Source organism: Microbacterium sp. ARD31 (assembly GCF_031844425.1).
Genome location: NZ_JAUZVE010000001.1, coordinates 322,063 through 341,691 on the forward strand (window position 1 = coordinate 322,063; position 19,629 = coordinate 341,691).

Below are 19,629 nucleotides of genomic sequence, written 5' to 3' on the forward strand. Positions count from 1 at the left end.
TGCCTCCTCGTACTGCTCATGACGGGTGAACTGTCACGCAATACAACCACGCCGATGTTGCGGGTATGCCGCCATTGCATGACATTTCGCTGTGCGCGTACGGTATGCGCTCCCTGTGCGTGTCGACCTCGTGACGGCGTGTGTGTCGGTCGGCGTCGTGTCGGGGGTGCCGCATACGATGGGAGATCGTGACAGCCGAGTATTCCGCCCATCATCTCCAGGTCCTGGAAGGGCTCGAGGCCGTGCGCAAGCGGCCCGGTATGTACATCGGCTCGACCGACTCCCGCGGACTCATGCACTGCCTGTGGGAGATCATCGACAACTCGGTCGACGAAGCCCTCGGCGGACACGGTGACCGCATCGAGATCATCCTGCACGCCGACGGCAGCGTCGAGGTCCGTGACCGGGCGCGCGGCATCCCGGTGGACGTCGAACCGCGCACCGGCTTGACGGGTGTCGAGGTCGTGTTCACCAAGCTGCACGCGGGTGGCAAGTTCGGCGGTGGGTCGTACGCGGCATCCGGTGGGCTCCACGGTGTCGGTGCGTCCGTCGTCAACGCGCTCTCGGAGCGGCTCGACGTCGAGGTCGACCGGGCGGGCAAGACGTACGCCATGTCGTTCCACCGGGGTGAGCCGGGCGTGTTCGAGGGCGACTCGCCGTCATCCGGATTCCGGCCGTTCGAGAAGTCCAGCGAGCTGCGCGTCGTCGGCAAGGCGGCGAAGGGTGTCACGGGTACCCGCATCCGTTACTGGGCGGACCGGCAGATCTTCACGAAGGACGCAGCGTTCGATCTCAGCGAGCTAGAGCAGCGCGCTCGTCAGACCGCGTTCCTCGTCCCCGGTCTCGAGATCGTCATCGTCGACGAGCGGACAGTGGACACCGTCGAGACGAGCTATCGCTTCGACGGAGGCATCTCGGAGTTCGCCGATTTCCTCGCCCCGGATGCGCCGATCACGGACACGTGGCGTCTGACCGGCACCGGCACGTTCACCGAGACGGTGCCCGTCCTGCAGGCCTCCGGAGCCATGGTCCCCACCGAGGTGCAGCGCGAATGCGAGGTCGACATCGCGCTGCGGTGGGGGACGGGCTACGAGACGGTCACCCGCTCGTTCGTGAACATCATCGCGACGCCGAAGGGCGGCACGCACCAGCAGGGCTTCGAGCAGGGCCTCATGAAGACGCTGCGCGGGCAGATCGAGTCGAATGCCCGCAAGCTCAAGGTCGGTGCGAACGACAAGATCGAGAAGGACGACATCCTCGCGGGACTGTCGGCGGTGCTGACCGTCCGCCTGCCGGAGCCCCAGTTCGAGGGCCAGACGAAGGAGATCCTGGGCACGCCGGCGGTCCGCAACATCGTGACCTCGGTGGTCTCTAAGGAGCTCGCCGCCAAATTCGCCTCGACGAAGCGGGACGACAAGGCGCAGACCGCCCTGCTGCTCGAGAAGGTCGTCTCCGAGATGAAGGCGCGCATCTCGGCGCGCACGCACAAGGAGACCCAGCGCCGAAAGAACGCGCTCGAGTCGTCCTCGCTGCCGACGAAGCTCGCCGACTGCCGGACGAACGACGTCGCCGAGTCGGAGCTGTTCATCGTCGAGGGTGACTCGGCGCTCGGGACGGCCAAGCACGCCCGCAACAGCGAGTACCAGGCGCTGCTGCCGATCCGCGGCAAGATCCTGAACGTCCAGAAGGCGTCGATCAGCGACATGCTCTCGAACGCCGAGTGCGCCGCGATCATCCAGGTGATCGGTGCCGGTTCGGGCCGCTCCTTCGACCTCGAGGCCGCGCGCTACGGCAAGATCATCCTGATGAGCGACGCCGACGTCGACGGTGCACACATCCGCACGCTGTTGCTCACCCTTTTCTTCCGGTACATGCGGCCCCTCATCGAAGAGGGTCGGGTGTACGCCGCCGTGCCGCCGCTGCACCGCGTCGTCGTCATGAACCCCGGCTCCAAGCCCAACGAGACGATCTACACCTACAGCGAGCAGGAGCTCCACACGCTGCTTGCGAAGCTGACGAAGTCGGGCAAGCGGTGGCAGGAGCCGGTGCAGCGCTACAAGGGCCTCGGCGAGATGGACGCGGACCAGCTCGCGACGACGACGATGGACCGCGCGGGACGCACTCTCCGCCGCGTCCGGGTGCAGGACGCCGAAGTCGCTTCCACCGTGTTCGAGCTGCTCATGGGATCCGAGGTGGCGCCCCGCCGGGACTTCATCGTCACCTCGAGCGAACGGCTCGACCGCGAAAGGATCGACGCCTGACCCAGGCTTCCGTCGGATCTACTCTGTGCTCATGACCTCCCACCGCGTCGTCGCTCCTGTGATCGCCCCCGGCGACAAGCCGAAGGGGCCGGCGTCGTACTTCCCGAGCATCGAGAAGACGTATGGGCAGCCCGTGCAGCACTGGCTCGACATCGCGGCCGACGCGCTCGACACGAGGACGCACATGGCGACGGTGGGGCTCCTCAAGGAGGAGCACGGCCTCGGCCACGGCCACGCGAACGCGATCGTCGCCTACGTCAAGGCGAAGCTGACCGCCTGACTCAGAGGCGCCGCTCGTGGCGACGCGGCTTCAGATGAGCCGGGGCGTCGGATGCCGGCATCCACTCGCACGTAAAGGACCCTCGGTAGCCGAAGAGGTACCCGAAGCGGTCGTTGTCGACGCGAAGGTCGACGTGGAACCGTCCGTCGGTCTCGTCGAACCGCTCGCGGAGAGTCGCGCGGCCGCTGAACAGCATCGGGAAGCGGAAGGCGACCGGCCCCTCGTAGAAGCGCTGTGCGCCGCTGCGCAGGAGGAGTGACCCGTCGGGCTCCGCCGACACGTCGAGGTCGACCGCGAGGTGCTGGTGGGTCCCCAGGTAGTCGACGATCCCGTCGTGCCCTGCCACCATCGTCGCGTCGAACCGGCGCCTCCTGCCGCGGACCCCGTACTCGCGCACGAAGGTGACCGTCTCCCGTCCGTACGGATCGAGGTAGGGGTAGTTGGCGATGGTGAAGGGGACATCGGAGCCCACGTCGGGGACGAGGATGTTGCGAAGGCGCCCGATCTGCAGGAACGGCACCGTCCACCACGGGCCGCGCGTGATCTGCGTCATGATCCCGCGTCCCACGCAAGCCATGCCGCCCGTCAACCCGACGTCGAAACGACGCTGGAGCTGCGGGTGCAGACGATCGAAGTCCGCTCCCATCGTGGTGCGGAAGAGCGAGGTCATGTCGGCTCCCGAAGGTCGGCGAGGGTTGCCGGCGCATCGTCGAGGGCGTGCCGGCCGGCGGGTCGACGACCGCACCGCGCCGCGCGAGGTCGGTCCGCGCGCCACCAGGCCAAGGCGGAGACGAGGCCCCAGCGCTCCGGTGCGACCCCCGTCTCGGCCCAGATGCGCAGCCGGTCGAAGCTCCACGCCGTCGCCCAGCCGAGGAGCGGACGCACGAGGACGTCGGCGGGGCCCCACCCGGGGTCGTAGTCGTACCCCGTCACGAATCGCACCCTGCCGTCGGGGAGGGGGATGTACCGCCAGTACCCCCGTCCGCGGCGTATCGGAGAGAGTCGATCGGTCGTCGAGAAACGCAGCGCCGACGTCCGGGTGCGGTCGGGCCGCAGGCGCTCGCCCAGGCTGACGCCCGTGCCCCGCACCGTGTGGAGCGGCGTCCGGCGTTCGTACGTGAACCGCTGCATCCCGGACGCGTCGGTGCCCGTCGGCTGGATACGCGAGAACCGGACGTCCCAGCGCGGGTGCAGCTCGGGGTCCTGGGTGAGCGCCCACAGGTGCTCCATCGGCGCGGCGATGTCGATCTCCACATGGATGCCGCGCCGAGCCACGCCGTGCCGCCTCAGGAGACCGCGGTGCCGATGGCGCCGATGACGGCGTCGAGGGCCTGACCGGAGGCGTCGCGTTTCGCACCCGGTTCGGGCAGCTGCCGGACCGAACCGTCCGCACCCACGGCGCGGGGGCCATCGCCCACCCAGGCGAGGATGAGCGCGTCCTCGCCGCGGAGGAATCGCTGCGCGCGCACGCCGCCGGTCGCACGCCCCTTGGCGGGGAACTCGGTGAACGCGGAGACCTTCGCGGATCCGGCATCCGTCCCCGGCAGGGCCGCGGTGGATCCGGCGACGGTCGTGACGACGGTGTCGTCGGTCGCGGCTACGGCGGTGAAGGCGATCACACGGGCGTCGCCTGCCAGACGGATGCCGGCCATGCCGCCCGCCGAGCGGCCCTGGGGACGCACGGCCGCGGCATCGAACCGCAGCAGCTGGGCATCGGTCGTGACGAAGACGAGTTCGGTCCCGTCCGCCGCGAGCGCCGCCCCGACGACGGTGTCGCCCGGCTTGAGCGCGATGATCTCGACGTCCGGCTTGCCGGCCGGGAGCTCGGTCGCCGCGACACGCTTGACGACGCCCTGCGCCGTGCCCAGCGCGATCGGCGCGTCGCCCGTCAACGGGACGAGGGCGAGCACATGCTCGTTCGCGCCCAACCCGAGGTACTGCGCGGCGCGTGTGCCGGCCGCCAGCTGCACCGAGTTCGCCGGGACCGAGGGGAGGTCGACGGGGGTGAACCGGACGAGGCGTCCGAGCGTGGTCACCGCGCCCAGGTCGCCGCGGGTCGTCGTGTCGACCGCCGACCGGATGGCGTCGTGCTTGGATCGTCGGACCGGCGGCACGATGCCGCCGCCCGGTGCGTCGGGCACCAGCTCTGCGCGCACCATGCGGCCGGTCGCGGAGAGGAAGACGCGGCACGGGGCGTCGGCGATCTGCAGATCGGCGGGGGCAGCGGCGCGGCCGCGCGGGGTGACCGGTCCGCCGTTCATGAGCAGGGTGCGGCGCGGCGTGCCGAAGGACTCGGCCGCGGCATCCAGCTCCTTCGCGACCTGACGGCGCAGGAGCACGTCGCTGGCCAGCAGCTCCTCCAGCGCGGCGATGTCGGCCTTCAGGGTGTCGCGCTCGCTCTCGAGCTCGACACGCGAGAACTTCGTCAGCCGGCGCAGGCGCAGTTCGAGGATGTACTCGGCCTGCGGCTGCGACAGGTCGAACACGTCCATGAGTCGCGTGCGGGCCTGATCGCTGTCGTCCGAGGTGCGGATCACCTGGATGACCTCGTCGATGTCGAGGATCGCGATGAGGAGTCCCTCGACGAGGTGGAGGCGTTCCTGCTTGCGGGCGAGCCGGTAGCGGCTGCGCCGCGTGACGACCTGGATGCGGTGGTCCAGGTACACCCGCAGGAGGTCCTTCAGCCCGAGCGTCTGCGGCTGACCCGCGACGAGGGCGACGTTGTTGATGCCGAACGAGTCCTCGAGCGGCGTCAGGCGGTACAGCTGCTCGAGCACGGCGTTCGGGTCGAAGCCCGTCTTGATGCCGATCACGAGCCGCAGACCGTTGTTGCGGTCGGTGAGGTCGGTCAGGTCCGAGATGCCGGTGAGCTTCTTCGCGGTGACGGCGTCGCGGATCTTCTCCATCACCCGCTCGGGGCCGACCATGTAGGGGAGCTCGGTGACGACGATGCCGGTGCGACGCGGGCCGAGCGATTCGATCGACGTCTTCGCGCGCGTGCGGAAGGAGCCGCGGCCCGTTTCGTACGCCTCCTTGATGCCGTCGAGTCCCACGATGACGCCGCCGCCGGGGAGGTCGGGACCCGGCACGAACTCCATGAGCTCGTCGAGGGTCGCATCGGGGTGTTCGAGCAGGTGGACGGCCGCCGAGACGACCTCGATGAGGTTGTGCGGCGCCATGTTGGTCGCCATGCCGACGGCGATGCCGGTCGCGCCGTTGACGAGGAGGTTCGGGAAGGCGGCCGACAGCACCTCGGGCTGCTGGAACTGGCCGTCGTAGTTCGGGATGAAGTCGACGACGTCCTCGTCGAGGTTCTCGGTGAGTGCGAGGGCGGATGCCGCGAGTCGGACCTCCGTGTACCGCGCCGCCGCGGGGCCGTCGTCGAGCGAGCCGAAGTTGCCGTGGCCGTCGACGAGCGGGACGCGCAGGGCGAAGTCCTGGGCGAGACGCACGAGCGCGTCGTAGATCGCGGAGTCTCCGTGCGGGTGGAGCTTTCCCATGACGTCGCCGACGACGCGCGCGCTCTTGACGTGCCCGCGGTCGGGGCGCAGCCCCATCTCCGACATCTGGAACAGGATGCGGCGCTGCACCGGCTTCAGGCCGTCCCGCGCGTCGGGCAGGGCGCGCGAGTAGATGACCGAGTAGGCGTACTCCAGGAAGGACCCCTGCATCTCGTCGGCGAGATCGACGTCCTCGATGCGTTCAACGGCGGGAGGGGGAGGGGGAGTGCGCGATGCCATGGCCTCGATCGGTCTTCGGGAGATGCTGCCAGGGGTCAGGACGGCGGCGGGGCACCGTGTGGAAGACTGACCCGGATGACTGCCAGCCTACCCGCGGACCCGCCCACGGCCCGGAGCCTCACCGGTGTCGTGCCGCAGATCCTGGCGTCGCTGCAGGGGCGCGGCGAGTGGTTCGCGCCGGCGCGATCGGCGATCGTCGTCATGGTCGACGGACTCGGTCGATCGAACCTCACCGCCCGCGCCGGGTACGCCCGTTTCCTCGCCGGACGCATGACGAAGAAGGATGCCGCGCGCACCGTCTTCCCCGCGACGACCGCAGCGGCGCTGACGAGTCTGCTCACCGGGGAGTCGCCGGGCCGGCACGGCCTCGTCGGCTACCGCGTGCGGGTGCCGGGCACCGACCTTGCACCGAATCAGCTCAAGGGTTGGGAGACCGACGGTCTCGATCCGCTCACGTGGCAGCGATGCGCGCCGATACTCGAACGCGAGACCGCAGCCGGGCGACCCTGCTTCGTCGTCTCGTCGCCGCGGTACGCCGCGACCGGGTTCACCCGCGCGCTGCAGCGCGGGGCGGAGTTCATCGGGGCCACGACCATCGCGGAGCGCATGGAGCGCTCCGCGGATCTCGCGTTGCGGCATCCGGGCGCCCTCGTCTACACCTACATCCCCGAGCTCGACACGATCGCGCACGCGCGCGGGTGGGAGAGCGACGAATGGTCGGCCGCGCTGGAGACCGTCGACGTGGCGGCGCGCGATCTCGACACGGCGATGGGCGCCCACGCGGGTGCCGTCGTTACGGCCGACCACGGGGTGGTCGACGTCCCGCGGCACCGTCACCTGCTCCTGCAGGACGGCGATCCGCTGGTGGACGACGTCCGCATCGTGGGCGGCGAGCCGCGCATGCTCCATCTCTACGCGGAGGAGGGACGCGCGGACGACGTCTTGCGTCGGTGGCACGAGGCCGAGTCCGGAAGGTCCTGGGTGCTGTCGCGCGACGAGGCCGTCGCGGCGGGCCTGTTCGGCGAGGTCGTGGACGCGGAGGTGCTCCCTCGCATCGGCGACGTCCTGGTGGCCGCCCGCTCAGCGGTCGCGTACTACGACGACCGGGAGTCGGACAAGCGGCCGCAGAGCATGATCGGGCAGCACGGATCACTCACTGATCAGGAGCGCGTCGTCCCGATGGTGCGACTGGGGTCCTTCGCCTGACGCTCAGCCGTCCTCGGTGCGGGCGCCGAAGACGATCTCGTCCCACGACGGCATCGACGTGCGTCCGCGGCGGCGCGTCTGCTCGGCCGGAGCCTCGCTCGCCTCGGTCTCGGTGGGTGCCGGCTCGTCGGGGACGGACTCCTCGGGCGTCTCGAGCGTGTCGAACAGGGCGACCGGGCTCGACGACCGCTGTTCGGTCTGTTCCGTCGGCATCGGCTCGCGCTGTCCGCGGCGGCGGCGGAGCGCCTCGAGGAGGTCGGCCGTCTCCGCGGAGGTCACCGGGGCGTCCGGGGCACGCTTGATCGCGGCCTGCTGGACAGCCGCCGAGGAGGAGGGGCGATCGTCGGTCACTTCGGCCGCGCCGTCGGGGGCGACGAGCCCGCGGGGACCGAACGATCCGCTGTCGAACCGCGAGGCATCCTTCTGCGGAGCGGTGTCGAGTGCGCGCAGGCGAGGGATGAGGCCCTCCGGGAGGGAGCCTTGCCGGGAGAGCTGCGTCGCGTCAGAGTTCTGGGGTGCGAGCGAGGATCGGCGGGGGTCGAACGACCACCGCGCGTCGTGCTCGACCTCGCCGACGGTGAACTCGAGCTTCACGGTCCAGCCGTTCTGGTCCTTCCAGCTCGTCCACCGTTCGCCGGTCGCGCCCGCCTCGGCGAGCTTCGCGCGCACGGCGTTGCCGAACGTGGGCTGCGCCCCGGGGTCGAGCTCGCCGCCGATCAGCACAGTCACGGCGAGGGCCTGGTCGACGACGTGCTCGCGCTCGGCGAGGACGGGCCCTTCGAAACGCTGGACGTCCTCGACGCGGACTCCGAGCAGCTGGGCGACGTCCTCAGCCGACATCCCGGCACGGATGTGCGCCTGGATGTCGCGGGGGTTGGGGCGGGCGAGTCGAGGTTCGGCGTCGCGCTGCAGACGGCGCAACTGCGTGCGCAGCGCCTCGTCGACGGCGAGCGAGAAGCGGTCGCCGGCGTCGGTCGCGAGCATGAGGCGACCGTCCTCGGTGCCGATCACTTTGAGCTGTTCCATGCGGACGTCCTCCAGATCCAGCGTGTGCGCCCATGGTGTCACGGCGGGCGCCCGGCGACGGGAATATCCGGGGCGTGCCGCGAGTTTGCGGTGAGGCCCCTCCGAAAGGCGGCGGCGACCCGGCGGCCCATTTGCGATTCACGGGTGCGTGATGCAAACTATGGCCGCCCGAACGGGCCGCACCCACTGCAACACCCCGAAAGTTGAGACGTTCTCGCATGGCCACGGATTACGACGCCCCCCGCAAGACCGAAGACGACAGCGAGTCGATCGAGGCTCTGAAGGAACGCGTCCCGGACAAGATGTCCGGCTCGGTCGACGTCGAGGACTCCGACAACCCGAGCGGTTTCGAACTGCCCGGCGCCGACCTCTCCGACGTCGACCTCGACGTCGTCGTCCTGCCTCCGCAGGAGGACGAGTTCACCTGTGTCGAGTGCTTCCTCGTGAAGCACCGCACCCAGATCGACCACCAGACCTCGATCGGTGCCATCTGCACCGAGTGCGCGGCCTGACCGGCACCGACCTTCCAGGTCTCAGCGACCCCGCTGCGCGCGGGTGATCATCGCCGCCACCCTCTCGGGAGTGCGGGACGAGAACACCCACCGCGCCGTGGGGTCGTCTTCGTCTGCGACGGGAACGCGGACGACACCGTCGATGCCTCCGCGCAGGAGGTGCCAGTCGTCGCGGCGGAGGTCGCTGCCGCGGGCGGCCCGCGCGGCCTCGCCGGCGAGGATCTCGGGCTCGCCGAGGTCGCTGACGGCGATGTGCGCGCGGCCCACGCGGAGCTCGCCGTCGCTCACCGAGACCACCGGAGCGCCGGCGATGAGTGCCGAGACGAGGCCCACGCCGACGGCCAGACCGACCACGAGCGCGAGGGTCGTGTCGATCGGCGCGAAGGTCACCGCGGCCATCGGTGCGCACACCGCGGCACTGACCAGCAGCCACAGCGACGGGCTCAGCCGCTCGCGGTACGAGGGGGGAGCGGAGCGGTCGGTGTTGTGCATTAGCCTCGGGGGGTGATGGATACCGTGGACGTTCCCATTATCTCGGCTCAGGTCCCCGTCTACGCGCACCCGGGCGACGCGGGCGCCGACCTCGTCGCCACGGAGCGGGTCCGACTCGCCCCCGGGCAGCGCGCCCTGATCGGCACCGGCGTGCGCATCGCGTTGCCCGACGGCTACGTCGCCTTCGTCGTACCGCGCAGCGGTCTCGCGGCGAAACACGGCATCACGGTGGTCAACTCCCCAGGGACGGTGGATGCCGGCTACCGCGGCGAGATCAAGGTCACGCTGTTGAACACGGATGCCGCAGAGGCGTTCGACGTCGCGCCCGGCGACCGCATCGCCCAACTCATCGTCATGCCCGTCTCGCGGGCGACCTTCCTCCCCGTCGACGCGCTTCCCGACAGTGTGCGCGGCGACGGGGGATTCGGATCCACCGGCTATACGACAGGACAACCCGCATGAGCGACGAGCTCGCCCCCAAGTCGGCACCGAGCGATCGTGCCAGCAACGGTCCCTTCGACGAGGCGGAAGCCAATCCCGTCCGTCCGTACATCGATCTCGGCGGCGTGAAGGTGCTGCCCCGCGAGGGCCTGAACCTGCGTCTCGAGGTCGAGGAGCAGACCAAGCGCATCGTGGCCGTCGGCCTCGACTACGCCGGCTCCACGCTGCAGGTCCAGCCCTTCGCCGCGCCGCGCTCGAGCGGCTTGTGGGAGGAGACGCGCGAGCAGATCCGACAGCAGGTGCGCCAGCAGGGCGGTCGCGTCGAGGAGCGCGAGGGCCCGCTCGGTCCCGAGCTGCTCGCCGAGGTCCCCGTCGCGGGAGCCGACGGCGCGGCCGGCAAGCGTCTCGCCCGGTTCGTGGGTGTCGACGGTCCCCGGTGGTTCCTGCGCGGCGTCATCGGCGGAGCCGCCGCGAGCGACATCGACGCTGCGGCGCAGGTCGAGGACCTCTTCCGATCGATCGTCGTGGTGCGGGGAGCGACTCCCATGCCGCCACGCGACCTGATCCCGCTGAAGATGCCCGCCTCTCCCGGCAGCGCATGACCGCGTCGCAGGACCAGGGCGGATCCGACGAGCCCTCGACGCCCCGCCCCGACCTCGTCCCCCCGGTCGCATCCGAGGGTGCGACGGCGTCCGAGCTGCTTGGGCAGGCCCTGGGCGGTGCGGCGAAGCGGGCCGGACTGGATCCGGCCGAGGATGCGACGACCGGTCACGTCGTCTGGCGGGCGATGGGGGGATGGCGCGGCATCGCCGAATCCGTCCTCCCCGGTCTCGTCTTCGTGGTCCTCTTCACCGTGACCGGGCAGAACCTCGTGCTCTCACTCGTGGCGTCGGTCGGGCTCGCGGCCGTGTTCACGATCATCCGCCTCCTCCAGCGGTCGCCGGCGGCCGCCGCCTTCGGCGGTCTCGTCGCGACGGGTGTCGCTGCCGCGCTCGCGCTGTTCACCGGTCGCGGCGAGGACAACTTCGTCCCCGGGCTGATCACGAACGCCGCGTACGGCACCGGTCTGCTGATCTCGGCACTGATCGGCTGGTCGCTCATCGGGCTCGCCGTCGGCTTCCTCATGAACGAGGGCACCGCGTGGCGCGCCGACCGACGCAAGCGTCGTGCCTTCTTCTGGCTCACGATCGCGTGGGCGGCGTTGTTCTACGCCCGGCTGGCCGTGCAGCTCCCGTTGTACCTCGCGGGGGAGGTCGCAGCGCTCGGCACGCTCAAACTCGTCATGGGTCTGCCGCTGTTCGCCCCGATGGTCGCCGTGACATGGCTCGCGGTCCGGGCGCTGTACCCGCCGCGTGTCCCGCGCCTCGACGAGAGCTGAGGAACCACCCCACCGGCGCCGCGGGGCTGATTGACTGAGCCCATGGACGCCGTGCCGATGTTCCCGCTGGGAAGCGTGCTGCTCCCGCACACGCCGCTCGCGCTGCGCGTCTTCGAGCCGCGGTACCTCACGATGATCGGGCGGCTGCTCGATGCCGACGACCCGTCGTTTGGGGTGGTCCTGATCGAGCGCGGATTCGAGGCCGGGGGCGGCGACGAGCGCGCGATGCTCGGAACCCTGGCGCGCATCGTCCGGGTCGAGGCGGGCGCCGAGGACCTGTTCGTGATCGCGGTGGGAGGGGAGCGGATCGCCGTCCACAGGTGGGGTGAGGACGACCCGCATCCCGTGGCGGACGTGTCACCCGTCGCGCCGCTCGCCTGGGACGAGGACCTCCTGCCGCTGCGCCGTGAGGTGGAGCGCGTCGTGCGTCGTGTCGCGACGTTGGCTGCGGTCCTCGATGAAGCGCGCTGGGATCCGGATGCCGAGGTGGCCGACGATCCCGTCGTCTCGACGTGGCAGCTGGCCGCCATGGCCCCGCTGGGGGAGTACGACCGGTTCCGCCTGCTGGGTTCCACGAGCATCGCGGATCTGCTCGAACGGCTGCGCGGGATGTGTCTCGAGGAGGAACCGGTCCTCATCGCCCGGATCGCGGATGTGGCCGATACGGAAGACGGGGACGTCTGACACACGTGCCAGAGGCGTCCGTGAGGTATCTTGATATCAAGATAGATTTCGCCCGTCATGGTAAGGCAGACCTCACTAGCCGCCGGGACCGGGCGGGGCGAAGATGGGAGGGCCGGCTCACGCCGCGCCCGCCGACGAAGGAGAGCACACGTGTCCACTGTTGACAGCTTCGGTGCGAAGAGCACACTCACGGTCGGCGACACCGACTACGAGATCTTCCGCATCGACACCGTTCCCGGCTACGAGAAGCTTCCGTACAGCCTCAAGATCCTCCTCGAGAACCTGCTCCGCACCGAAGACGGTGCGAACGTCACGAAGGAGCAGATCGAGGCTCTCGGGAACTGGCAGCCCGACGCCGAGCCGAACACGGAGATCCAGTTCACGCCCGCACGCGTCGTGATGCAGGACTTCACCGGTGTCCCGTGCATCGTCGACCTCGCCACGATGCGCGAGGCCGTGACCGCCCTGGGCGGCGACCCCAACAAGATCAACCCGCTCTCGCCCGCCGAGATGGTCATCGACCACTCGGTCATCGCCGACCTCTTCGGCAGCGAGAACGCTCTCGAGCGCAACGTCGAGATCGAGTACGAGCGCAACGGCGAGCGGTACCAGTTCCTCCGCTGGGGCCAGACCGCCTTCGACGACTTCAAGGTCGTCCCGCCCGGCACCGGCATCGTCCACCAGGTCAACATCGAGCACCTGGCCAAGGTCGTCTACGACCGCACCGTCGACGGTGTGCTGCGCGCTTACCCCGACACCTGTGTCGGCACCGACTCGCACACCACGATGGTCAACGGCCTGGGTGTGCTCGGCTGGGGTGTCGGCGGCATCGAGGCCGAGGCCGCGATGCTCGGCCAGCCCGTTTCCATGCTGATCCCGCGCGTCGTGGGCTTCAAGCTGACCGGTGAGATCCCCGCCGGCGTGACCGCCACGGACGTCGTCCTCACGATCACCGACATGCTCCGCAAGCACGGCGTCGTCGGCAAGTTCGTCGAGTTCTACGGCGAAGGCGTCGCCCAGGTGCCGCTCGCCAACCGCGCCACCATCGGCAACATGAGCCCGGAGTTCGGCTCGACCGCGGCCATGTTCCCCGTCGACGACGTCACGCTCGACTACCTGCGTCTGACCGGTCGCGACGAGCAGACCGTCGCGCTGGTCGAGGCGTACGCGAAGGCGCAGTCGCTGTGGCACGACCCGGCGCGCGACCTCAGCTTCAGCGAGTTCATGGAGCTCGACCTCTCGACGGTCGTCCCCTCCATCGCCGGCCCGAAGCGCCCGCAGGACCGCATCCTGCTCTCCGAGGCGAAGAGCCAGTTCGAGAAGGACATCCTCAACTACGCGGATGCCGCCGAGGAGGACTCGGTCGAGATCGAGGGCACGTTCCCCGCCTCCGACCCGGGTACCACCCCGGGTGTTGAGCACGAGACGGTTTCGGCAGAGGGCGTCTCGCACCAGCACGACCACGAGCACGTCCCCTCGATGATCTCGAGCGGTGCCCGCCACGCGGCATCCAAGCCGGTCAAGGTCACGACGCCCGACGGGCAGTCCTACCTCCTCGACAACGGCGCGGTGACCCTCGCGGCCATCACCTCGTGCACGAACACGTCGAACCCGTCGGTCATGATCGCGGCGGGCCTGCTCGCCAAGAAGGCCACCGACAAGGGCCTGAAGCGCAAGCCGTGGGTCAAGACGACGCTCGGCCCCGGCTCGAAGGTCGTCACGGACTACTACGAGAAGTCCGGGCTCGACAAGGCGCTCGAGGCGCTCGACTTCTACACCGTCGGCTACGGCTGCACGATCTGCATCGGTAACTCGGGCCCGCTCATCGACGAGGTCTCGGCGGCCATCAACGAGAACGACCTGGCCGTGACCGCGGTGCTCTCGGGCAACCGCAACTTCGAGGGTCGCATCAGCCCCGACGTGAAGATGAACTACCTCGCGTCGCCGCCGCTGGTCGTCGCCTACGCCCTCGCCGGGTCGATGAACTTCGACTTCGAGACCGATGCCCTCGGAAAGGACGCGGACGGCAACGACGTGTTCCTGAAGGACATCTGGCCCTCGCCCGACGAGGTGCAGGAGGTCATCGACCAGTCGATCTCCCGCGAGCAGTTCATCAAGCAGTACTCGACCGTCTTCGACGGCGACGAGCGCTGGAAGAACCTGCCCACGCCCACCGGTCCCGTCTTCGAATGGGACGAGGACTCGACGTACGTCCGCAAGGCGCCGTACTTCGACGGCATGGAGCGCACCCCCGCACCGGTCACCGACATCTCCGGCGCGCGCGTCATGGCGACGCTCGGCGACTCGGTCACGACCGACCACATCAGCCCGGCCGGGAACATCAAGGCGGGCACCCCCGCCGCGCAGTACCTGACCGAGCACGGGGTCGCGCAGAAGGACTTCAACTCCTACGGCTCGCGCCGCGGGAACCACGAGGTCATGATCCGCGGCACCTTCGCCAACATCCGCCTGAAGAACGAGCTCGTGGCCGCCGTCAACGACGGCAAGGTCGTCGAGGGCGGGTTCACCCGCGACTTCACGCAGCCGGGCGGCCCGCAGTCGTACATTTACGACGCGAGCCAGAACTACCAGGCGCAGGGCACCCCGCTCGTCGTCTTCGGCGGCAAGGAGTACGGCTCGGGCTCGTCGCGCGACTGGGCGGCCAAGGGCACGAGCCTGCTGGGCGTCAAGGCGGTCATCACCGAGAGCTTCGAGCGCATCCACCGCTCGAACCTCATCGGCATGGGTGTCGTGCCGCTCCAGTTCCCCGAGGGGGAGAGCTGGAAGTCGCTCGGCCTCGACGGCACCGAGATCGTCTCGATCACGGGTCTCGAGCAGCTCAACGAGGGCGTCACCCCGAAGACGGTGAAGGTCGTCGCCGAGCCCAGCGAGTTCTCGCCCGAGGGTAAGCAGACGATCGAGTTCGACGCGGTCGTCCGTATCGACACCCCCGGTGAGGCCGACTACTACCGCAACGGCGGCATCCTGCAGTACGTGCTGCGTTCGCTCGTCTGAGGTCCGTTGTCAAGAGGACCCCGGCTCCGCGTGGATTCGGGGTCCTCTCGCGTAGGGCCACGTAGACTCTGGACATGAGTCTTCTCGAGGGAATTACCGGTCCACGTGACCTCGACCGATTCTCGAGCGAGGAGCTCCACATCCTCGCCGACGAGATCCGGACCTTCCTCGTCGAGAACGTCTCGCGGACCGGTGGCCACCTCGGGCCCAACCTCGGCGTGGTCGAGCTGACGATCGCCTTGCACCGTGTGTTCGACTCGCCGAACGACCCCATCATCTTCGACACGGGGCACCAGTCCTACGTCCACAAGCTGCTGACCGGGCGACAGGACTTCTCGAAGCTCCGCTCCCGCGGCGGCCTCGCCGGCTACCCGCAGCGGTCGGAGAGCCCGCACGACGTCGTCGAGTCCTCGCATGCGTCGAGCTCGCTGAGCTGGGCCGACGGCGTCTCGCGTGCCCTCACCCGCACCGGGCGCAAGGACCGTCACGTCGTCGCCGTCGTCGGTGACGGATCGCTGACGGGCGGGATGACGTGGGAGGCGCTCAACAACATCTCCGACGACAACGACCGCAACCTCGTCATCGTCGTCAACGACAACGGCCGGTCGTACGCGCCGACCATCGGTGGCATGGCCCGCTACCTCAACCGCGTGCGCACCGCCGACAGCTACCAGACGCTCCGTCGCAGCTCCGCGCACGTCTCGCGCTTGTTCGGCCCGATCGGGCGCGCCGTCTACCGCGGTGTGCGCGGCGGCACGCACGGGTTCCTCTCCCGGTTCACGAACAACATCGCGCTCTACTCCAACCTCGACATCAAGTACCTCGGTCCCGTCGACGGGCACGACCTCGACGCGATGGAGGAAACCCTCCGCCTCGCGAAGGAGTACGGCGCCCCCGTCATCGTGCACGCGATCACCGACAAGGGGCGCGGCTTCGAGCCGGCTCGGCGCGACGAGGCCGACCAGTTCCACGCGGTCGGCAAGATCGACCCCGTCACGGGTGAGCCCATCGGAGCCTCGGATGCCGTGGCGTGGACCGATGTGTTCGCGGACGCCCTCGTCGACGCCGGCGACCGGCGCGAGGACATCATCGCGATGACCGCCGCGATGCTCCGCCCGACAGGTCTGCAACCGTTCGCGCAGCGGTTCCCCGACCGCGTGTACGACGTGGGCATCGCCGAGCAGCACGCGGTCGCCTCGGCCGCAGGTCTCGCCTTCGGCGGACTCCACCCCGTCGTCGCGATCTACGCGACCTTCATGAACCGCGCGTTCGACCAGGTCATGATGGACGTCGCCCTCCACAAGGCGGGCGTCACCTTCGTCCTCGACCGCTCGGGTGTCACCGGCCCCGACGGCCCCAGCCACCACGGCATCTGGGACCTCGCCATGCTGCAGCTCGTCCCCGGCATCCGTCTGGCGGCACCCCGCGACGGCGAGCGGCTGCGCGAACTGTTCGACGAGGCCATCACGGTCGAGGACGCCCCGACCGTCGTGCGCTTCCCGAAGGGGTCCGTACCCGACGCCCTCGAGGCGATCGAGCGGCTCGAGGACGGTACTGACGTCCTCTACCGCAGCGGCGCGGAGGACGTGCTCCTGGTCGGGATCGGACCCATGGCCCACCTCGCCGTCGCCGTCGCCGAACGTCTGCGCGCGCAGGGCATCGGGTCGACCGTCGTGGATCCTCGATGGGCCGTGCCGATCCGCCCCGCGATCGTCGACCTGGCGGCATCCCACCGCCTCGTGATCACGATCGAGGACGGCATCCGCGTCGGCGGCGTCGGCACCCGGGTCCGGCAGGTGCTGCGCGAGGCCGGAGTGTCGACCGCGGTCGATGAGCTGGGGCTCCCCGACGAGTTCATCGACCACGCGAGTCGCGAGCAGATCCTCGCGGATGCGGGGCTCACGGCACCGAAGATCGCGCAGGACGTGGTCGCTCAGGTCCTCGGCACGCGCGTGCCGATCGCCCGGCAATCGACCGACGACGCGGTGTGGTCCTCGCAGGACGTCGAACTGCGCGGCCCCGCCGACTCCGCGTCGGACTGACGTCGCCCCTGCGTGACAGCATGGAGGGATGCAGACACCGCAGCATCCCGGCGATGAGAACCTGAGTCGAGAGGATGCCGCGGCCCGCGCATCCGTCGTCACGCTCGAGACGATCGAGGTCGACCTCGACGTGCGATCGGCGTCCGACCCGGCGCGCGAGGACTTCGAGACGCAGAGCATCCTCCGCTTCGACGCGGCGACCTCGGAGACCTGGGTGGACTTCCTGGGCGCGTCGGTCGACGAGGTGGAGATCAACGGCGAGACCCGAAAGGTCGACTGGGACGGCGCCCGCATCCGACTGACGGGCCTGGCCGAACGCAACACGGTGCGGATCCGCGCGCGCGGCCGGTACAGCCGGTCGGGTGAGGGTCTGCACCGCTTCACCGACCCGGTCGACGGCGCGGTGTACCTCTACACGCAGTACGAGCCCGCCGACAGCCGCCGGGTCTACCCCTGCTTCGAGCAGCCCGATCTGAAGGCGCGGTGGACCTTCCACGTCACGGCCGCGGGCGCCGGTGTCATCCTCTCCGGCGGTGCGGAGACCGGGCGCACCGACGTCGACGGCGGCGTCCGGGTCTCGTTCGCCGAGACGCCGCCGCTCTCGAGCTACGTCACCGCGGTCGCGGTGGGCCCGTACCACCGCGTGGACGGTGTGTGGCGCGGTGAGCGCCAGAGCGTCGACCTCGGGGTGCTCTGTCGCGCCTCGCTCGCGGAGCACCTCGACGCGGACGAGATCCTCGACATCACCCGTCGCGGCCTGGACTTCTTCACGAGCGCGTTCGACCAGGACTACCCGTGGGGCAAGTACGACCAGATCTTCGTCCCGGAGTACAACCTCGGCGCGATGGAGAACCCCGGGCTGGTGACGTTCACCGAGGCGTACGTCTTCCGGGGAGCGGCGACGGCGGCCCAGCGCGAAGCCAGGTCGAACACGATCCTGCACGAGATGGCCCACATGTGGTTCGGCGACCTCGTGACGATGCGGTGGTGGGACGACCTGTGGCTCAAGGAGTCGTTCGCCGACTTCATGGGGACCCACGCGAACGTCGCGACGGGGCTCCACCCGGATGCCTGGGTCACCTTCGCGAGCCGGCGGAAGGGCTGGGCGTACGTGCAGGACCAGCTGCCGACGACGCATCCGATCGTCGCCGACATCCCCGATCTCGAGGCGGCCAAGCTCAACTTCGACGGGATCACCTACGCCAAGGGCGCCTCGGTCCTGAAGCAGCTCGTGGGCTTCGTCGGCGAGGAGGCGTTCTTCCGCGGAGCGCGCCGCTACTTCGCGGCGCACGCCTACGGCAACACGACGCTGGAGAACCTCCTGGCGGCTCTCGAAGAGGCCTCGGGCCGCGACCTGCGGTCGTGGAGCGCCGCGTGGCTCGAGACGACGGGTCTGCCCACCCTCACGACCGAGCGCGCCCCCCTCGCGGTCGCGCAGGACGTCGCGAGGCCCCATGCCGTCCGCGTCGGGCTCTGGGACGACGAGGGCGGGCGGCTCGTGGTCCGCGGCGACGTCGCCGTCGACCTGTTCGAGGAGCGGACGGTCGTGACCGCCCCCGTCCTCCCCGACGCCGCTGTGGTCGTGGCGAACGTCGACGACCGGTCGTACGCGAAGGTGCGGCTCGACGACCGGTCGCTCGCCGCGGTCCGGGAGGGTCTGTCGACCATGCCGGATGCGGTCGCGCGGGGGGTCGTCTGGGCTGCGCTGTGGAACGCCGTCCGGGACGGCGAGCTCGCGGCATCCGTCTACCTCGCCATCGCGGCACGGCATGCGCCGCAGGAACCGCACCCCGCCCTGCTCGCGGACGTCCTCGCCCACGCGGCCTTTGCGGTCCGCCACTACGTCCCGGACGCCGCCCGTGCCGCGGCGGCGGATGCGTGGCTCGACACCGCCGGGGCCGCGATGGACGCCGCGGCCCCCGGTTCGGACGCGCAGCTCATCTGGGCGCGTGCCGTCGGGGTGGCCGCTGAGCTGTCGGACGGTCGCGCCGAGCTCATGACGGCGATCCTCGACGGTCGGGCCCCGACCCCCGAGGGGCTCGCGCTCGACCCCGACCTGCGCTGGGGGTGGGTGTTCGGACTCGCCGCCTCGGGCCGGGCGGACGCGAGACGCATCGAGGAGGAGGCGGCGCGGGATGCCACGTCGTCGGGCCGTACGGCGCGTCTCGCCGCTCTCGCTGCTCGGCCCGAGGCATCCGTCCGTGCCGATGCGTGGCGCGCGGCGTGGGACGACCCGACCCTGACGAACGATCACCTGGGCGCGGTCATCCGAGGAGTCCGAGCGGGTGCGAGCCGGCCGCTCGTGACGGCGTTCGACGACGACTACTTCGCCCGGATCCTGCCGGTCTGGCGCTCGCGCAGCATCGAGATCGCGGCGCGTCTGGTGCGCGGGCTGTTCCCCGCCACGGAGGACACCGCGGCGGTCGACGCGTGGCTGGCCGAACATCCGGACGCGCCGGGCTCGCTCCGCCGCATCGTCCTCGAGGAGCGCGACCACCTGGCGCGCGACCTGCGGGTCCGTGCGGCCCAGGCGGTGCTCGAGGCACGCTGAC

The 19,629-nt window shown here is 70.0% G+C and carries 16 protein-coding genes; 11 read left to right on the forward strand and 5 right to left on the reverse strand.

What is annotated here, in order from left to right; genetic code table 11:
- Window positions 1–188: 188 nt before the first annotated feature.
- Complete coding sequence (locus tag Q9S36_RS01615) at window positions 189–2,261, forward strand: type IIA DNA topoisomerase subunit B (protein WP_396653714.1); 2,073 nt, start codon at window positions 189–191, stop codon at window positions 2,259–2,261.
- Window positions 2,262–2,292: 31 nt separating this feature from the next.
- Entirely contained in the window at window positions 2,293–2,541 is a 249-nt protein-coding gene (locus Q9S36_RS01620) for a DUF4287 domain-containing protein (RefSeq protein WP_253034595.1), read from the forward strand.
- A 1-nt stretch (window position 2,542) separates the two neighbouring features.
- On the opposite strand, the gene Q9S36_RS01625 is transcribed toward Q9S36_RS01620, so the two are convergent.
- The 3 genes from Q9S36_RS01625 to Q9S36_RS01635 are packed head-to-tail and all read right to left on the reverse strand — an operon-like array spanning window position 2,543 to window position 6,281.
- The gene (locus tag Q9S36_RS01625) at window positions 2,543–3,211 is read right to left on the reverse strand and encodes a DUF4166 domain-containing protein (protein WP_311283690.1); all 669 of its coding nucleotides are present in this window, start codon (window positions 3,209–3,211) and stop codon (window positions 2,543–2,545) included.
- Window positions 3,208–3,816 (reverse strand): SRPBCC family protein, encoded by a 609-nt coding sequence (locus Q9S36_RS01630; protein WP_311283691.1) that lies wholly within the window; start codon window positions 3,814–3,816, stop codon window positions 3,208–3,210. The genes Q9S36_RS01625 and Q9S36_RS01630 overlap by 4 nt, the downstream gene beginning before the upstream one ends.
- Window positions 3,817–3,827: 11 nt before the next feature.
- Window positions 3,828–6,281 (reverse strand): DNA topoisomerase IV subunit A, encoded by a 2,454-nt coding sequence (locus Q9S36_RS01635; RefSeq protein ID WP_311283692.1) that lies wholly within the window; start codon window positions 6,279–6,281, stop codon window positions 3,828–3,830.
- Window positions 6,282–6,356: 75 nt separating this feature from the next.
- On the opposite strand from Q9S36_RS01635, the gene Q9S36_RS01640 reads away from it, so the two are divergent.
- On the forward strand, window positions 6,357–7,487 hold the full coding sequence (locus Q9S36_RS01640; RefSeq protein ID WP_311283693.1) for an alkaline phosphatase family protein: 1,131 nt from the start codon (window positions 6,357–6,359) through the stop codon (window positions 7,485–7,487).
- Between the two features lie 3 nt (window positions 7,488–7,490).
- Here Q9S36_RS01640 and sepH read toward each other — a convergent pair whose 3' ends face one another.
- On the reverse strand, window positions 7,491–8,513 hold the full coding sequence (gene sepH / locus Q9S36_RS01645) for a septation protein SepH (RefSeq protein ID WP_311283694.1): 1,023 nt from the start codon (window positions 8,511–8,513) through the stop codon (window positions 7,491–7,493).
- A 218-nt stretch (window positions 8,514–8,731) separates the two neighbouring features.
- On the opposite strand from sepH, the gene Q9S36_RS01650 reads away from it, so the two are divergent.
- On the forward strand, window positions 8,732–9,025 hold the full coding sequence (locus Q9S36_RS01650; RefSeq protein WP_018186686.1) for a DUF4193 domain-containing protein: 294 nt from the start codon (window positions 8,732–8,734) through the stop codon (window positions 9,023–9,025).
- A 21-nt stretch (window positions 9,026–9,046) separates the two neighbouring features.
- Here Q9S36_RS01650 and Q9S36_RS01655 read toward each other — a convergent pair whose 3' ends face one another.
- Entirely contained in the window at window positions 9,047–9,517 is a 471-nt protein-coding gene (locus Q9S36_RS01655) for a DUF3093 domain-containing protein (RefSeq protein WP_064002128.1), read from the reverse strand.
- 12 nt (window positions 9,518–9,529) lie between these two features.
- Between Q9S36_RS01655 and dut the strand changes: the two genes are divergently transcribed.
- The 7 genes from dut (at window position 9,530) to pepN (ending at window position 19,628) form a co-directional block, all read left to right on the forward strand.
- On the forward strand, window positions 9,530–9,979 hold the full coding sequence (gene dut / locus Q9S36_RS01660) for a dUTP diphosphatase (RefSeq protein ID WP_311283695.1): 450 nt from the start codon (window positions 9,530–9,532) through the stop codon (window positions 9,977–9,979).
- Complete coding sequence (locus tag Q9S36_RS01665) at window positions 9,976–10,560, forward strand: DUF3710 domain-containing protein (RefSeq protein ID WP_064002126.1); 585 nt, start codon at window positions 9,976–9,978, stop codon at window positions 10,558–10,560. Before dut ends, Q9S36_RS01665 begins: the two co-directional genes overlap by 4 nt.
- Entirely contained in the window at window positions 10,557–11,336 is a 780-nt protein-coding gene (locus Q9S36_RS01670; protein WP_311283696.1) for a DUF3159 domain-containing protein, read from the forward strand. Before Q9S36_RS01665 ends, Q9S36_RS01670 begins: the two co-directional genes overlap by 4 nt.
- Before the next feature lie 42 nt (window positions 11,337–11,378).
- Window positions 11,379–12,020 (forward strand): LON peptidase substrate-binding domain-containing protein, encoded by a 642-nt coding sequence (locus Q9S36_RS01675; RefSeq protein WP_311283697.1) that lies wholly within the window; start codon window positions 11,379–11,381, stop codon window positions 12,018–12,020.
- A gap of 150 nt (window positions 12,021–12,170) precedes the next feature.
- The gene (locus Q9S36_RS01680; RefSeq protein ID WP_311283698.1) at window positions 12,171–15,035 is read left to right on the forward strand and encodes an aconitate hydratase; all 2,865 of its coding nucleotides are present in this window, start codon (window positions 12,171–12,173) and stop codon (window positions 15,033–15,035) included.
- Window positions 15,036–15,109: 74 nt separating this feature from the next.
- Complete coding sequence (gene dxs / locus Q9S36_RS01685; RefSeq protein WP_253034606.1) at window positions 15,110–17,077, forward strand: 1-deoxy-D-xylulose-5-phosphate synthase; 1,968 nt, start codon at window positions 15,110–15,112, stop codon at window positions 17,075–17,077.
- Between the two features lie 28 nt (window positions 17,078–17,105).
- Window positions 17,106–19,628, forward strand: a complete 2,523-nt coding sequence (gene pepN, locus Q9S36_RS01690) for an aminopeptidase N (protein WP_311283700.1) — start codon at window positions 17,106–17,108, stop codon at window positions 19,626–19,628.
- Window position 19,629 lies beyond the last annotated feature (1 nt).

What these genes read in the sequence shown, in the direction of transcription:
- Q9S36_RS01620 (WP_253034595.1), top strand. Translation starts at nt 2,293, where the DNA reads ATGACCTCCCACCGCGTCGTCGCTCCTGTGATCGCCCCCGGCGACAAG.
- Q9S36_RS01625 (WP_311283690.1), bottom strand. Translation starts at nt 3,211, where the DNA reads ATGACCTCGCTCTTCCGCACCACGATGGGAGCGGACTTCGATCGTCTG.
- Q9S36_RS01635 (WP_311283692.1), bottom strand. Translation starts at nt 6,281, where the DNA reads ATGGCATCGCGCACTCCCCCTCCCCCTCCCGCCGTTGAACGCATCGAG.
- Q9S36_RS01640 (WP_311283693.1), top strand. Translation starts at nt 6,357, where the DNA reads ATGACTGCCAGCCTACCCGCGGACCCGCCCACGGCCCGGAGCCTCACC.
- sepH (WP_311283694.1), bottom strand. Translation starts at nt 8,513, where the DNA reads ATGGAACAGCTCAAAGTGATCGGCACCGAGGACGGTCGCCTCATGCTC.
- Q9S36_RS01650 (WP_018186686.1), top strand. Translation starts at nt 8,732, where the DNA reads ATGGCCACGGATTACGACGCCCCCCGCAAGACCGAAGACGACAGCGAG.
- Q9S36_RS01655 (WP_064002128.1), bottom strand. Translation starts at nt 9,517, where the DNA reads ATGCACAACACCGACCGCTCCGCTCCCCCCTCGTACCGCGAGCGGCTG.
- Q9S36_RS01665 (WP_064002126.1), top strand. Translation starts at nt 9,976, where the DNA reads ATGAGCGACGAGCTCGCCCCCAAGTCGGCACCGAGCGATCGTGCCAGC.
- Q9S36_RS01670 (WP_311283696.1), top strand. Translation starts at nt 10,557, where the DNA reads ATGACCGCGTCGCAGGACCAGGGCGGATCCGACGAGCCCTCGACGCCC.
- Q9S36_RS01675 (WP_311283697.1), top strand. Translation starts at nt 11,379, where the DNA reads ATGGACGCCGTGCCGATGTTCCCGCTGGGAAGCGTGCTGCTCCCGCAC.
- dxs (WP_253034606.1), top strand. Translation starts at nt 15,110, where the DNA reads ATGAGTCTTCTCGAGGGAATTACCGGTCCACGTGACCTCGACCGATTC.
- pepN (WP_311283700.1), top strand. Translation starts at nt 17,106, where the DNA reads ATGCAGACACCGCAGCATCCCGGCGATGAGAACCTGAGTCGAGAGGAT.